Source organism: Desulfoglaeba alkanexedens ALDC, from assembly GCF_005377625.1.
Lineage (GTDB): Bacteria > Desulfobacterota > Syntrophobacteria > Syntrophobacterales > DSM-9756 > Desulfoglaeba > Desulfoglaeba alkanexedens.
Genome location: NZ_CP040098.1, coordinates 2,934,325 through 2,948,936, shown reverse-complemented (window position 1 = coordinate 2,948,936; position 14,612 = coordinate 2,934,325). Strand labels below are relative to the sequence as shown.

The 14,612-nt window shown below is 54.3% G+C and carries 12 protein-coding genes; all 12 read right to left on the bottom strand.

The window, feature by feature from the left end:
- Positions 1 to 237: 237 nt before the first annotated feature.
- Entirely contained in the window at positions 238 to 1,395 is a 1,158-nt protein-coding gene (locus FDQ92_RS13295) for an acyl-CoA dehydrogenase family protein (protein WP_137425340.1), read from the bottom strand.
- 134 nt (positions 1,396 to 1,529) lie between these two features.
- The gene (locus FDQ92_RS13290) at positions 1,530 to 2,663 is read right to left on the bottom strand and encodes an acyl-CoA dehydrogenase family protein (protein WP_137425339.1); all 1,134 of its coding nucleotides are present in this window, start codon (positions 2,661 to 2,663) and stop codon (positions 1,530 to 1,532) included.
- A 143-nt stretch (positions 2,664 to 2,806) separates the two neighbouring features.
- Positions 2,807 to 4,495, bottom strand: coding sequence for a vWA domain-containing protein (locus FDQ92_RS13285; RefSeq protein ID WP_137425338.1), 1,689 nt, complete (start codon positions 4,493 to 4,495; stop codon positions 2,807 to 2,809).
- Complete coding sequence (locus tag FDQ92_RS13280; RefSeq protein ID WP_137424331.1) at positions 4,492 to 5,373, bottom strand: AAA family ATPase; 882 nt, start codon at positions 5,371 to 5,373, stop codon at positions 4,492 to 4,494. Before FDQ92_RS13280 ends, FDQ92_RS13285 begins: the two co-directional genes overlap by 4 nt.
- A gap of 499 nt (positions 5,374 to 5,872) precedes the next feature.
- On the bottom strand, positions 5,873 to 6,280 hold the full coding sequence (locus FDQ92_RS13275; protein WP_137425337.1) for a hypothetical protein: 408 nt from the start codon (positions 6,278 to 6,280) through the stop codon (positions 5,873 to 5,875).
- A 50-nt stretch (positions 6,281 to 6,330) separates the two neighbouring features.
- Entirely contained in the window at positions 6,331 to 8,061 is a 1,731-nt protein-coding gene (locus tag FDQ92_RS13270; protein ID WP_211341280.1) for a vWA domain-containing protein, read from the bottom strand.
- Between the two features lie 16 nt (positions 8,062 to 8,077).
- Positions 8,078 to 8,923, bottom strand: a complete 846-nt coding sequence (locus FDQ92_RS13265) for an AAA family ATPase (protein WP_137425336.1) — start codon at positions 8,921 to 8,923, stop codon at positions 8,078 to 8,080.
- 500 nt (positions 8,924 to 9,423) lie between these two features.
- On the bottom strand, positions 9,424 to 9,801 hold the full coding sequence (locus tag FDQ92_RS13260) for a hypothetical protein (RefSeq protein ID WP_137425335.1): 378 nt from the start codon (positions 9,799 to 9,801) through the stop codon (positions 9,424 to 9,426).
- A 1-nt stretch (position 9,802) separates the two neighbouring features.
- On the bottom strand, positions 9,803 to 10,036 hold the full coding sequence (locus tag FDQ92_RS13255) for a hypothetical protein (protein ID WP_137425334.1): 234 nt from the start codon (positions 10,034 to 10,036) through the stop codon (positions 9,803 to 9,805).
- 166 nt (positions 10,037 to 10,202) lie between these two features.
- Complete coding sequence (locus FDQ92_RS13250; protein ID WP_137425333.1) at positions 10,203 to 12,704, bottom strand: pyruvate formate lyase family protein; 2,502 nt, start codon at positions 12,702 to 12,704, stop codon at positions 10,203 to 10,205.
- A gap of 27 nt (positions 12,705 to 12,731) precedes the next feature.
- Positions 12,732 to 12,896, bottom strand: coding sequence for a benzylsuccinate synthase gamma subunit family protein (locus tag FDQ92_RS16330; protein WP_137424347.1), 165 nt, complete (start codon positions 12,894 to 12,896; stop codon positions 12,732 to 12,734).
- A gap of 249 nt (positions 12,897 to 13,145) precedes the next feature.
- Positions 13,146 to 14,120: a glycyl-radical enzyme activating protein gene (locus FDQ92_RS13240; RefSeq protein WP_137425332.1), complete on the bottom strand. Its 975-nt coding sequence runs from the start codon at positions 14,118 to 14,120 to the stop codon at positions 13,146 to 13,148.
- Positions 14,121 to 14,612 lie beyond the last annotated feature (492 nt).

Below are 14,612 nucleotides of genomic sequence, written 5' to 3'. Positions count from 1 at the left end.
TGCTTCGCGGCTGAAGCCGCTCCACCAAGGGATCCGCATCGCCGTCTTTTCATTGCCGGACGCGCTCCTAGCAGAAACGCGGGCCGGTCCCGAGCATGAAAAACCAAAACGGTCGAAAAAGTGCACCCCCGAAACCCCCTTCGGAACCCGAAACGACCCGCGGGTTTGCAAAGACGAAACCCTTCAAGGCCCCGTTTTCAAGCTCCTAGAGGGGCTCCGGGAACTGCTGCGCCGAGATCAAGTCTGCCTGGCGTACTCTTTGAACAGTCCCTTGGCGATGGTCAATTTCTCTGCTTCCTTAGTCCCTTCGTAGATCTCAAGTATCTTGGCATCTCGGTAAAACCGCTGTACATCATACTCGTCTATATAGCCATAGCCCCCGTGGAGCTGAACCGCCTTGTCGACAACCCAAACGGCCATTTCTCCTGAATAATATTTCGCCATAGCGCTTAGTTTCGGATCGATTTTGCCAAGGTCTACCTGCCATGCGGCTTTATAGGTGAGGTGCCTCGTCAGCTCAATGCGCGTGGCCATCTCAGCCAACTGTGTCTGTACCGCCTGAAAGCCGGCAAGAGGTTGTCCGAACGCATGGCGCTCCTGAACATACTGAACTGCCTTGTCCAACGCTCCTTGGGCCAGCCCTACGCCCTGGGCCGCCACCATGGTGCGGGTGGTATTGAAAAAATCCATGAGCTGATAAAAGCCCCTGCCTTGTTTTCCAACAACGTTTCCCACCGGGACCCGCACATCCTCGAAGGCCAATTCCGCCGTGTCGCTCGCCCGTATTCCCATCTTACCCTTGATTTTGGTACGCGTTATACCAGGAGTACCGGCATCCACAATAAGCAGGCTGAATCGTTCGTGCCGAGGCGCGTCAGGATTGGTTACACAAAAAACAACCATATAGTCGCAGATGGTTCCATTGGTGATGAACATTTTGCTGCCATTGAGCACAAAATGATCACCATCTCGCACCGCTCTGGTTTTGATGCCGGCCACATCGGTACCTGCATTGGGCTCCGTATAAGCACCGGCGAATATAATTTCCCCATTCACCAGACGTGGCAGATATGTTTGCTTTTGCTCTTCGGACCCATAAAGCAAAATATTCTCTGAGCCGAATGTAGCGGCCCCGATGCACAGAGCCAGACCCATATCGATCCGGCACATTTCCTCCGCTATGATGGCGTTGGCGAGGAAACCTACTCCAGGGCCGCCATACGCTTCGGGAATCCATGGTCCTACCAGGCCCTGTTCACAGGCCTTCTTCCATACTTCCCTGGGATAACGCTCTTCTCTGTCACATTCCTGGGCTATGGGGGCCAACTCACGCAGCGCGAACTTACGCACTTCTTGTCTCAGAATACGCAATTCCTCGGGAAGCTCAAAATCCATCTCAGTCTCCTCATGAAACACGCCTAGAAAACCTGCACTTACCGGCGCCTATGAATGGGTTGTTTTCTCTTAACTTGCAAGATGCCGCCCACAAGGGGCGGGATCCTTGACCAACATCTCCTGCATGATCCCGGTTATAATAGATTGAGTTTCCTTGCCACAATCAGCTTCATCACTTCCGTGCTGCCGGCAAATATGGGAATAGCACGCGCATCCCGGTAAAAGCGACAGATGGGATATTCTTCCATGTACCCGTAGCCGCCATGAAGCTGGACGCAATGATACGCCACACGGTTGGCCATCTCCGCAATCCATGCCTTCGCCATTGAGACTTCCGTCACAATGTCGGCATCATCCAGGTGCTTCTGGATCAAATGGTCCAGAAAAACCCTCCCCACTTTGATCTCGGTAACCATGTCAACGATTTTGAAGGCATTGTGTTGAAAGCTGGCGATAGGTTGCCCGAAGGCCTTGCGCTCCCGACAGTAGTTGATGGTCATCTCTATCATGGCCTCTGCCATGGCTTGTGCCATAATGCAACATACCAGCCGCTCCTGTTGAAGCATTTGCATTAAATGCACGAAGCCGTTGTTTTCCTTGCCCAACAGATGGTCCACAGGCACGCGACAGTCCTCGAACAGAAGCTCAGCGGTGTCCTGGCTGTGCAAACCCATTTTGTTCAGCTTTCTGCCGCGCTCAAATCCGGGTGTTCCCCGCTCGACCATCAGCAGGCTGACGCCCCTTGAAGGCTTAGCTTCCGGATCCGTGCGGCAGGCAACAATGACAAGGTCCGCCTGGATCCCGTTGGAGATAAAAGTCTTGGTGCCGTTGATGACATAGAAATCCCCGTCGCGTTCGGCCTTGGTGCGCATGGCCGCCAAGTCCGAGCCCGCGTCCGGCTCGGTCATAGCCACCGCCAGAATACAGGTACCCTTGGCACAGCCCGGCAGCCAGCGTTTCTTTTGCTCTTCGGTACCCAAGTGATACAAATACGGCGCCACAATGTCGCTGTGCAGCGGAGCGAAAAAGCCAACGGCTCCAACCCTGGCGAGCTCTTCATTTACGATGACGGAAAACAGAAAATCGGCTCCGCTGCCGCCATACTCTTCAGGGAGCCATGGACATAGATAGCCGGCAGCTCCCATCTTTTCCCAAGCCTCCCTCGGAACCACCCGTTTTTCTTCCCACTCGTTTACATGGGGCGTCACTTCCTGTTGCAAAAACTTCCTGAAGGCATCTCGAAAGATCTTGTGCTCCTCCTGATACATTCCCCCTCCTCCGCTCGCTTGGATTTCTGCCAGTACAACACGCTTCAATGCTCATTAACAAGGAGATGATGACAGTAACCTCATTGACCGAGAATCGGAACAACATCCCACGAATTCCGATCGGCCCGCCCCACACACCAAAATTATACCGCCTCGAAAATGTTGCGCCGAAACACCTCATACAGGCCTATGGCAAGGTCACCCATATCTTTCATAAAAAACAGACTTTCAGCAGGGAAATAACCGCTCAAAAAGTCTTGTGTCTGTTGGTTACAGCCGCATCCTATGGTGAAAAGCCGGATGTTGTTTTTCCGGCAAAACCGCACCGCATCACCGAGGGACAAACCACAATTGGCAGCGCCATCCGTTATGTGAATCATCATGTTTTGAGGATGGCCTTTTTCCATCATCGCGGCCGCACCCAATATCGCCTGACCTGACGGAGTGCGACCGGAAGGAACAACGGTGTGCACCCTGCCGCCGTGAAAAAGGTTGGTAATGACACACTGGCCCCCACGTTCGCAGTATGCATGGATATCGAGGGTGTTTTTTGAGCCTTTGATCGCTTCCGCAAGGGAAACGAAGGTCCTTTCGGCAAGCTCCCAGGGAATCACACTTCCATGCTCCCCTCTTCCACTCATGGACGCGGAAGCGTCTACCACAATGCAGATGTGCCACGCCTTCCGGGTTTTTGTGCATTCCCGGTTTTTGAAAACTTTGCCATCGAGGGGCACCCGATATAAGCGGCGGGCATCAAGCTTGCCCTCTGTCAGCCCCCTCCTGGTCGCCCCCCTCATCTGCCGCCGTCTCAGAAACAACTCCTGATCCCTGAAAAGCTTTTTCATAACAGCCGTCTGCACCTTGTCGGGCATCATATCACTTGGAACCGCGCTTTTCGAGAACACCGTTTTTATCGGGGCCGCCTCGGGGTCTTCCACCGCGGCGGAGACAACCGAGGTCAGATCGATCGTGTCATCCGCTTCCAGGATGGAATTGAGCTTGTCGATGACATCCTCTTCCAGGTCCTCGTTGCGTTCAAGATCCGTCGATCTGCGCGGCGTGTCCGTCTCAACGTCTACTTCACCCTTCACACCCATCTCGTCCCTCAAGCCGACCGCATCGGGAGACAACTGGAATGATTCCCACTCCTGGATAGCCTCGAACAGCCGCGCCCACAGCTCATGATATAAGTTTTTCCTGTAATCCCTCCGGCGGCCGACGCCGGCAAGCGCCAGGCAGTTTGCAATCTTGGCCGTATAGGCATTCAACAGCGCAAGAGGACCGTGATAGTATTGATGTAGATTCCGACTTGTCCGTCCCAACAACACCTCCCTGCGCCACATGTCGGCAAGGCTGTCCGCAGTTGGAGGCAAAGCCGGATCACGTTGCCCGGCACTGAGCCTGGCCTCCCAAAAACGCCGCAGGTAATGCCTCCAGACATGGCTTTTCGCCCATTCCGTAACGTATATGTCCTCAGCTGCCCCGGCGATCTTAAGCAGAATTGCTTCAGCATCTCCGCTCAGTTCCCCCGCCTCCTCCACCACCTTGCCAATAACCCATTCCCGCCATTCCATAGAAGACTTCCCTTCGAGGATAACCTGTCCAACCAGAATGTCGTACTTGTTGAAGGGGATGGGATATTTTCCTCTAACAGCGGCCGGATCCAACAAAATGGATCGCTCATCGGAATCGACCATACCTTCCCAGTAGACGGGCTTGACGTTGTATCCCAAATGAGAAGCAACCTTACGCAAGGAGCGAAGGCAAAGGGCGAGCTCGACCGCCTCCTCCTTCGAAGTGTTTTTTCGCCAGTACAGAGAGTATGTTTTCATTGGAAAACCTTTTCCGTAGCCGGGGAGCTCTCGGGAACATACACGACATATCGGTCCAACTCCGCTTCCGTATCCTGCGTTTGAACGTGTACCGATAGAAGCAGGGATTCGAGAGCATCCCTGGAAATCTGTAGACTGTAGACGAGCGCCTCGCGCAAAGAGGCCCCTAAAGAAACCAGTTCCGCAATCATCAGGCTGTGCCTTATGGAAACGCTGACGCCGGCTTGCTCATTGGTCCTGATATGGTTGATCACATTCAAGATCCGGTCTGCTCCGGACTCCGATAATCCCGTCTTTCTCACCAAGACCTGCTTTTCAACTTCATGAGGCAAGTACTCGAGCTGAATATAATAGAACCGGTCCCTCAGAGCCGCGTCGATCTCCTCGACCCCGGTAAACTTCTCTCCCTCGTTCATGGTGGCGAAGAATATAACCCCGGGCGCCACCTTTACGGTTCCCAGCTCATCGATCCAGATGCTGCGATCCTCGGAAAGCACGGAAAAAAGCTCGTTCAAGGCATGAGGCGTCTCGGAGCGGTTGATTTCCTCGAGATGTATCACGCAACCCGGAGTCTGGATGGCCTTGGAGAACAGAAACTCCTTGAAATAGGTTTCACCGGATTGGAGCCTCTGTTGGCCGAAAAGCTGTCCGGATTCGGCCAGGAGCCCCACCTGGAACGTAGCCAAAGGTCTCCCGTAAATAGCGGCAAACTGCCTTACGAGGGACGACTTGCCACAGCCCTGGCTTCCCGTCACCATTATGTTGACAGGATGCCGCTCTGAAAGCCGCGCGAACCGTTCCAGATTGACCCTGTCTCGTTCAAGAATAAAAAAGTCCGGATCGAGATTGGGTATTCGTAAATGCTTTTCCGAAGACATCACAACAATGACCTCGCGTTAGAAGCTCAAAATGTGCCTTACACCGCCATTATTGTTCCCATGGCTCAAAGATTTCGTCCGGATGATCGAAAATGCGCCCGAATCTCATTCGGGCATCCTCTCTAGCGGCGGCGGCCGTCTCCTCATCGAAGCCTTTCGATCTGATCCAACGCTCCAGCAATCGTCCTCCCGGCATCCACACCAGAACGCCAGCATTTCACCGGTGGTGAGGTCGCGTCCGTTGTAGACCGTGTACTTTTTACCCCGGAAAATGTCGGGATCATACACAAAGATAAAGTGTGATCGGGGGTCATCGACTATCATATAATACGCGTCGTCCTCCCTACCGTCAGGGGATTTCGCTTACAGCTGTTGCATAAACGCTATATGACCACAACCCTTTTGGGTTGATGTGCTCAGCACATTCAACCTCTCCTCCCGCGACAGTTACTCCCTGGCCCTTTCACTCAGCTTGCTCATCCTTGCCACCTCCTCCGGTCTATGACACGGAACTCACCACTTCCAGAAATCTCCTCCATGTTCCCACGTTGGACGATAGCTTGCTCATGGAACCTTTCTTCCATATAATCTCTCCTGCCATAGTGACAGCCGTCAAGAAACTATCCGTTATGACGTTCTTTTTTGCCGTGAGAACTTCCTTGAATTTCCCTGCTTTGCCCTCCAGAATAATATCGACATCCTCGTCCGGTCTGGGTCCGTACCAGTTCGGCTCCGCGCTGGGGAGCCACATTCCGAAAGCCACATCCTTATCAACACCGGCTTTAGGATCTTTCAGAACCTTGAACTGCAGCCCGCTGTCAAATCCTTCGGCTTTCCGTTGAAATTCGTCATCCGCCTTCAGCGCATCCACCACTGCATTGAACCACTCTTCACTGAACATTTTCATCGTCCATCTCCTTCTGTCAATTCCCCCCGATTGATCCCAATCGGTCAAACTCACACGGCAGATGCCTTCTGCCTTACCGGGCGAGAACCGGCCATAAGCGCTTTTGCTTCGCCCAGAAGCGTCCACTTGAGAAGATGTTCGATCGCGCCGGGCAACTGGCCGAAATGATCGAGAAACCGAATTCCGTTGCCGTACTGCTCCACCATTGCCTCACGGTCCTTACAGGCGACCCCAAGGGTCACAAGATGAATCCTCTCCGCAAGGCAGTGATCGATTCCAATTTGGACGTCACATCCGAAGTTCGACTCCCCGTCCGTCACATGGATAATAAACCTTCTCCTGGCATCCTTGGGCATGAAGTAAGCAGCGGCAATGATGGCTTGTCCAGACGCCGTTTGACCGCTCGGAGGTATTGAAAGTACACGCTTGCCGTCGAGCAGGCTGGAGAGCATGCAAACCCCGTCCACCTCGAAATACCCGAAGGCCTGAAGCCTGTTGCGGAAACCGTGAAAGGCCTTGTGCAGAGTGGCAACGATACTTTCCACCATCCTCCAGCGTGCTCCGGCCATGGAGCCGCTGGCATCGACCAACAGACAAATATTCCAGTCAAGATTGGGCAGCGCCTGCTTTTGGAAAAAGCATCGCCCATTCACCGGCGCTCTATACAGCCTCCGACGATCCACTCTTCCTGAAGTAAGCCCCCGGTTATACACCGTTACACGTTCCGCGTAGCTTTGGAGCACACCTTGAATGCGCCCGATCATTCTAGGATCGACGACCGGGCTGATCGGATTATTGAAATCCCACCGGGACGTGGGAACGACGTCGGGATTGTCCGCGCCGGCCACCTTGCGAATAATGGGCGTTATATCCGCTGAATGGGCGGCGAGTTTCTCCTCGATGTCTTGAGCCAGGTTGGCAGAAAGGCGGGTCTGGACCTTTCTTTTTCTCCTGATTGGACGCACCTTTTCGGAACCGTCCCGTGGATACCATAAAAGCGACATGTCGAGGATTTTCCATCCCTCCACATGGGGCGCGATTTTCTTCCAGGTCTCAAGGTACAGCCGCGCCCTGAGTTCACATCGCCTGACAACTCCCCCCGACGCAAACCCGATGGACCGAAGTTCCCCCGTCGACTCATGGAGGAGACGCAGCACCTGGTCCATTTGTTCAACACCCGCCGATTTGTTTTGATCGAAGGCGCTCCGCCGCCAATGGTGCACAAGCCTGTCCAGACTGACAGGAATATCCCCAAGAAACGGCTCCTCCTGGCGAAGCTCCACCTCACGGGCAAGCCGGACGTACTCACCAAGGATGTTCCGTTGGGAAAAGAAATCAACATAAATATCTTCCCCGGTATAGACAATCTTGTGAAAGGCGATCTTTTCCCGTACCGGCATGTCCAAGGTCGCCTCATGCGACTTCTTCCACACCAGATCCGTCCATTCCTTTCGATGAAGGGCTTCATGGACCACAATGCCCACCAGATAGTCGAACATCGAGGCGGGAATCGGATAGTCCCCCATGATAAGGCCTGGATCGAGCACGATGACGTCCGTGTCGTCCGTCGACATACCAGCCCATTCTATGCGCCCGACGTTATGGCCAACGTGCCCGGCGACCTTCTCCAATGCCCGGAGTGCATAGGCCAGTTCCGAGGATTCCAGCTGGGATATGTTCCTGCGCCAGTACCGGGAGAGCCCGGCGGCCCCCGCCTCATTGATAAGCCGGTCCAACCGCCTCGCATCGTCTCCGGCGCCGGGCTCCGGGATTTTAGCCATTGCCGGCTTGAACCAATCAGTAGATTTGATAGCCGGTTTCGGTGTGCGCATCTTTTTTCCCCAATTGCACATGGAGCGAAAGCAGAATAGACTCCAGTAAGTCCTTACCCGCCTGGAGACTGTAAATGAAAGCGTCTTCGATGGATGCCCCCACTGCCACCATTTCGGCGATCATGAGCGTGTGGCGCGTCGAAACAACCATCGGGTCCTTCGAATTACCCCTCAGCTTGTTAGCCACATTGACGATTGTCAGTGCTTCCGCTTCAGGGATCCCGGTCTTGTAATGGAGCACCTTTGTTTCAACATCCGCGGGCAAGTAATCCAAGGCGGTGACATAGAAACGATCCCGCAAGGCGGCGTCCAACAACTCCGTACCTACGAATTCTTCTCCCTCGTTGAGGGTAGCCATGAAGACGACGCCGTCGGCAACCCGTATGAGTCCAAGCTCGTCCAGCCAGACCTTGCGGTCTTCGGCCAGGACGGAAAAAAGCATATTAAGCGCTTTCGGATGCTCGGGGCGGTTGATTTCCTCCAGGTGGATTACACAACCCGGGGTTTGAATGGCCTGGGGAAACAAAAACTGCTGGTAGTAGGTCTCTCCATCCTTTAAGCGGTGCTCGCCGAAAAGCTGACCCGGCTCCGAAAGGATGCCGATCTGGAAGGTTGCAAGCGGGCGCCGGTTGCGTGCAGCGAACTGTTTCACGAGAGTCGATTTGCCACACCCCTGCTTGCCGGCGACCAGCACGTTCACAGGATGCCTTTGCGAAAGTGCGGCAATGCGCTCCAGATTCTCCACCACACTGTTTGGCAGGAAAAAGTGCTCTTCCGGTGCGGGAACGAAGCTGGAAAGATCGAACGTCATTTTGTTGGATTCCTCCTTTTTGAATTTGTCCGCACAAAGCCTTTATTCTTATTATCCATGGCCGATCCCTCGCCGTGGCTCTAATTCCCATAATCCTGCGGAAAAAGTTCCCGCCGCCGGGTTTTGACGAATGCGTCCAGAGCCGATATGTTCCACCTCAGATTCATGCGCTTAAGCTTCCGCATAATCTCCCGCGCTTCGTCCAGAGCCTCGGGACCGCTGGATGCTGTAATCGCCGCGAGACGTTTCGACATCTCTTTCATCTCTTCCTGCTCTTGTTCCAGGGCATCATTCCTCGAAAAATGACACTGGTTCCCACACCTGGGGCACTCGCGGAGATCAGCCTCTCCGCAAGCCGGTCAGCCCGTCTTGCAGATGTACCGAAACTCGATGTATTCGGCCGTGAATCCGCATTTGTTACATGTAAGGTTCATTTTGAATCTCCCGCGTCCAGCCGGGGGGCGAGATCGATCTCGCCCCCCTGGCTATGTGAACAGGTCTTACGACTTGAATTGCCTCAGGGCACGCCGGAATTGAGGATCGGCGCATTCGGTGCCATCCGTGTCAATAAATTCCATCTGATCGTAGTAGGGGCACCTGGAAGCATCCATGTTAAATATGGTCATCATCCCGGCATCCCCTTCAAGAACGCACACCGGCGGGTCCGCGGCAATGTTGCTTCCGACCTTCAGCACCGCGCAGAATCCCCTTCCATCAGATACATATGCGTTCTCGGAGAAGTGCTTACACTTTCCACAAGCCTTCTCGGGCAGTTTCTCCCGCTCCTCGAAGCTTTTCTTCGACAGCTCGCCCGTCAAACCCTTGCGCATTTCCTCCCATTGACTCCGCCGGGAGGATCGTTTTTCCCTTGCAGCCATATCACCCCTCCATGTCCAGCACAGATGGTGTAACACCCTCTATACCGGCGGATTTACCCCACGGCGCGTCACCGGGCTTGACGATTTGCACCGCTTCTCCCTTGAGCTCGTTCACTGCGATCACTTCGCCGCACTTTATACATTGGCGCATAGACAAAGGGTCGTCAATCCGAGCATTGTAGAGATAACGGAATTTATTTGCTGGAGCCTCAAATCCACAAGCTGGACATTTCATAAAATCTCCCCTCCCTTTCGATGGCTTGCCCGCCTCATTCTCCTTGCGAGATATTCAAGCTACCGGTCTTTGATAAGCCCACACCAGCCGATGAGGCATGGACGCATCTTACGCATTTGAATGCCCGATACGGCAGGTAATCCGCCGTATCGGGCCAATCATCCCTTTACAGACCCTGAATGGTTCTCTGAATGATATTGTCCTGGGTCTTGCGGCTGATGTCCACAAAATGGGCGCTGTAGCCGGCAACCCGGACGATCACTTCCTGGTACTTTTCGGGGTCCTTCTGCGCCGCCCTGAGCGTGGCGTCATCGACCATGTTGAACTGTACGTGGTCCAGACCGAGGTCCGCCCAGGTCCGCATGTAGGCCTTCCACAACTGATAGCCCTGCTCACCCTTGAGCTGGGTCGGGGAAAGGCGCTGATTGAGGAGGAAGGCACGCCCAAGGCGCACATGGTCGAACTTGCCGCAGGATTTGAGCACCGCGGTAGGCCCCTTCTTGTCAAGCCCCGGACCGGGCGAGATCCCACCGTCATAGAGCGCGTCGCCGCGTTTGCGGCCGTTGGGAAGGGCCCCAACGATGTTGGCATAGTGGATATTCCCGCTCACGTTCTCGGGCAAAAGCGGCCATGGATTCCCAGTGGGATCTTTCAGCTCTTTCGAATGCCTGGCAACCTCTTCAAGGCAACGCACCATGATCTGGTCCACATAGTCGTCGTCATTTCCCCACTTGGGAGCATTCCGCACGAAATCCAGGCGCATTTCTTCGTAACCGTCCCAGTTGGCCTGCAAAGCGTCGATCAATTGATCCATCGTGTATTTCTTCTCGTCGAAGACAAGCTTTTTTACGGCAGCGAGACTGTCGGCATTCTCGACCCAGGTAAACCCCGTAATCCAGCTGTTGCCTCGCTCACCTTCAGGGTTCACAATGTCAGTGCCCTGTTCCACCGATCGCTCGGAAATGGCTGAAAGAAACGGTCTTCCATAAAACTCCGGATCTTTTACCCGTCCGAGATTGACCGTTCTCACAAGCGTATCGGTGAGCCACTCCATCTGCTTCACCCAGGCTTCAAACAGCTCGTCGAAGCTTTTGAACTTCCTCGCATCTCCCGTCTTGGGACCCATTTGCATATTCACAACGGGATCATAGCCGTTGAACAGAGCATACTCGATCATCTTGGCGCAATTCGCGGTCGCAGAGGCCATACGGAACGGCTGAAAACCATGCTTTGTGGTCGGACACGGCGACATACACGCCTGGTGGACCCATGTTCTCGCTTCCTCCAGGGGATGCCCATGCCAATACATGGCATTTTGCACAAGGATCGGATCGTTACGCATGGAGGGATAACCAAGCCCGTGCCGGATGCATTCGAAGCATTCGCGCATGATGTCGTCGGGGACCTTGGGATGCCAGCGAAAGGCGAGCGTCGGGTTGGCCACCCTGACAAGCCTGGCGGCTTGTAGAAACGCTCTTGTCAAATCGTTGCACGCGTCGGTGCCGTCCGGCTTGACGCCGCCAATAGTCCACACCCAGGTGCCGGTAATCCCTTGCAGTCCTTCCCTGCCCCAACGTGGACCAAAGCCCCCGACTTCGTATGTCCGGATCAAGAATTCACCCACCAGGTCCAGTGCCTCTTCACGGGTCAGGTTCTTCTCGATATTGACATCCTTGTCGTAGAACGGCCCGTGATAGTAGTCCGGCCGGGCAGGCCACGCACCCTCGTATGCCTCGTACCGGGCGAGGATCTGGATGAAATGGTCCATTTGCAGCGATTCCTGCAGCGACCTCGGCGCCTTTGCGGGCACCCGCTCACAGGTTTCGGCAATGCGCAGAAGCTCCTCCTTGCGTTTGGGGTCGCTTTCGAAGTTCTCTGCGATAATGCGAGCCAGCCGGGCGTAACGGCGTGCCCAGTCGACGGCCGCTTCGAGGACGATCAGCATCGCCTCCCAGTTTTGGATTTTTTCGTAGTAGGGTAAAAGCTCAGGCCCGGGTGTTCCACGGACAATCTCTTGCGCTTCATCCAACCTGGCTTCTATTTCCTCCATAATATCTTCGAACCCGCGCTTTCCCGTCAACAGATATTCATAGTCTTTCCCGGAGTAGCCATAAGACGAGGTGGGCACACCCCAACCAATCGCTCCACTCATGAACTTTACTGCATCCTCGGGGTCGAGCAGCCTCGCAACCTGGTCGATAGCCGTCTTTCCCGCCCAGTAGTTGTTAATCTCGGCGATCGTCCTGAGGGATTCCTCCTCAGGTTCCGGAATAACACCCTCTTCGTTGTACGCCTCTTCGTTCACCATGCTTGCGCCCTCAATAGGCCACATCCCAAGCGTATTGGGGGCACTCCCGACATAGCCTACAAGCTGAGCGTGATCGGTGATAAATATCGGTATATTCCGCCAGACATGGGCGAGCGCTTTGGCTTTGCGCATCATAATGGGATCACGCTCGTTTTCCTTCCATGACTCAGTGAAAAGGATATTGCGCATTAGCTCAACTTTGATACCCGGAGCATACACTCCACCTATTGGGCCTTTTTTCCAAACCGCCTTGCGCAGATAGTCCAGCCGCGGGCTGCGCAGCTTTTCGGCCACCTTCCACCATTGCTGCTTCTCTTTCAGTTGTTCGATGTCCTCTCTTGCTTCAGCTGCTTGTGCCATTGTAATTCCTCCTTAGCAGAATATCGATTACCTCTTTGCAAATTGGCTGCACTTCGAGGCGTCCTGGTCAGCCGCCACAGGCTTGGCCCTGTAGTATGCCTGCCTGGGATCCACTACCCGCTGAACACAGTCGCCCATAGATTCATCATCTTCCTGAGGAAAATAATTCTTGCATTCTTTACATGTAGGCATTTGACTCCTCCTTTCTTTTTCTCTTCCAGCTCCATCCACATGCCCATTGCCCGGGCTTACCCAAAGAGATTACACTGGCTTTCCCCCATCGGCACCGCGAGAGCAGCATCAGAAATCGTCAGTACAGAACCAGGCAGTCAACCATCGTTCTCTACCGGAACCATGCGGGGCTTCCGTTCCTAACGTTTGCTCACCTCCTTTCCTTTACGTTCGTCAACGCGTTCGTCAATCGCCATACGCCGGGGTTCATCACCCCGATGCCGTTGCCTGTGCCTGAAAACCCGACCCACCAATCGTCGCATTCAGTCCCGCCGACAGGTACAGCTCCAACAACGGCTCCACCTCATCCGGGTGAACACTTTCCGTCTCGGCAAACGACCAGGGTCGTCCAAGCCAGCGGTATTTGTCCTGGCACCAGTTGTGAAAGGGCAGCAAGTCGATACGTTCCAACGATCCGGGAAGACTTCGAAGAAAAGCAACCACACGGCGGTGGTAATCAATCGAATCGGTGCAGCCGGGCAACACCACAATTCTCAGCCAGATCCTGCAGCCCTTTGCCGCAAGCCTCTGCAAATTGTGAAGAATGAGCTGGTTCGGTACGCCTGTCAGGCGCTCATGTTCATCGGAGTCGAGATGTTTCAGGTCGTACAGAATGATGTCGGCTCGCTCGGCGACGGGCTCCAATATCTCCCAGGGCGAATGCCCCGAAGTATCAAGGCAGATATGAAGGTTTCGCGCCTTGAGCGCATCCATCAGCTTTCGAATGAATTCGCCAAACACCAGAGGCTCCCCGCCACTGATAGTCACCCCCCCTCCGGAATTGTCATAGAAAGGCCGATCCCGCTCGAGCTCTTCGACGATTTCTTCCATGGACATGGGCTTGCCGACCTGCTCGAGCGCACCGTAGCTGCACGCCTCCACGCATTTCATACACCGGTCACATCTCGCCTTGTCGATCTTATAGTAGGTCGAGTCCTCACGCTGAGCTTCTTCCGGGGGAATCGGAGGGAAAATCGCCTGATTGGGACAGACATCGAAACAGTGTCCGCATTGAACGCATAATCTACTTTTCCAGTAAATCTCGGGGGAAAACGACTGTGTTTCAGGGTTATGGCACCATTGACACCGCAAGGGACATCCCTTAAAAAACACGATCGTCCGAAACCCGGGTCCGTCATTTACGGAAAATCGCTGAATTTGCGTAACGAGTGGTTGGTTTTCCACTTAAACACCTCCTTACAAATGCAGTAGACTCAAGAATCTGAAAAGCCTCAGAAACACAAGGGCGTACACTGTGCCTCGCGGCGAAAACTTCCATAAGGAGCACCTCATACCACCTTGTGGTAAACTTCATCGTACCGTTTTACAATCCCCTTTAACATTCATGATAGCTCAACGCCTTCTGCACGACAACACCCTAGAACACAACGACACCGCAGGAGAGGAGGTAATGTTGGAGCAAGAACAATGCCAGCCACCGGCCCTAGCTGGGCATTCAGAAATTAAGTTAGTCGTAAACCGCATCCGTGAAGGCCTTTGGAAGGGTCTTTGGATGCAGTCCTGGAAAAGGGCAGGCCCGTGCCTCTCCGACCGGGGTAACGCGGAGCCGCGAGCGTCGGCCAGTGTGGCCGATTAGTGCGGCCATACTGGCCGAATGTTGACCTGCATGGTGATTCCGTGGCGCATGGGCGTTTGTGCGACCCATCGATGGTGCGC

What these genes read in the sequence shown, in the direction of transcription:
- FDQ92_RS13270 (WP_211341280.1), bottom strand. Translation starts at nt 8,061, where the DNA reads ATGGCTAAAATCCCGGAGCCCGGCGCCGGAGACGATGCGAGGCGGTTG.
- FDQ92_RS13280 (WP_137424331.1), bottom strand. Translation starts at nt 5,373, where the DNA reads ATGTCTTCGGAAAAGCATTTACGAATACCCAATCTCGATCCGGACTTT.
- FDQ92_RS13285 (WP_137425338.1), bottom strand. Translation starts at nt 4,495, where the DNA reads ATGAAAACATACTCTCTGTACTGGCGAAAAAACACTTCGAAGGAGGAG.
- FDQ92_RS13250 (WP_137425333.1), bottom strand. Translation starts at nt 12,704, where the DNA reads ATGGCACAAGCAGCTGAAGCAAGAGAGGACATCGAACAACTGAAAGAG.
- FDQ92_RS16330 (WP_137424347.1), bottom strand. Translation starts at nt 12,896, where the DNA reads ATGCCTACATGTAAAGAATGCAAGAATTATTTTCCTCAGGAAGATGAT.
- FDQ92_RS13275 (WP_137425337.1), bottom strand. Translation starts at nt 6,280, where the DNA reads ATGAAAATGTTCAGTGAAGAGTGGTTCAATGCAGTGGTGGATGCGCTG.
- FDQ92_RS13290 (WP_137425339.1), bottom strand. Translation starts at nt 2,663, where the DNA reads ATGTATCAGGAGGAGCACAAGATCTTTCGAGATGCCTTCAGGAAGTTT.
- FDQ92_RS13260 (WP_137425335.1), bottom strand. Translation starts at nt 9,801, where the DNA reads ATGGCTGCAAGGGAAAAACGATCCTCCCGGCGGAGTCAATGGGAGGAA.
- FDQ92_RS13295 (WP_137425340.1), bottom strand. Translation starts at nt 1,395, where the DNA reads ATGGATTTTGAGCTTCCCGAGGAATTGCGTATTCTGAGACAAGAAGTG.
- FDQ92_RS13255 (WP_137425334.1), bottom strand. Translation starts at nt 10,036, where the DNA reads ATGAAATGTCCAGCTTGTGGATTTGAGGCTCCAGCAAATAAATTCCGT.
- FDQ92_RS13265 (WP_137425336.1), bottom strand. Translation starts at nt 8,923, where the DNA reads ATGACGTTCGATCTTTCCAGCTTCGTTCCCGCACCGGAAGAGCACTTT.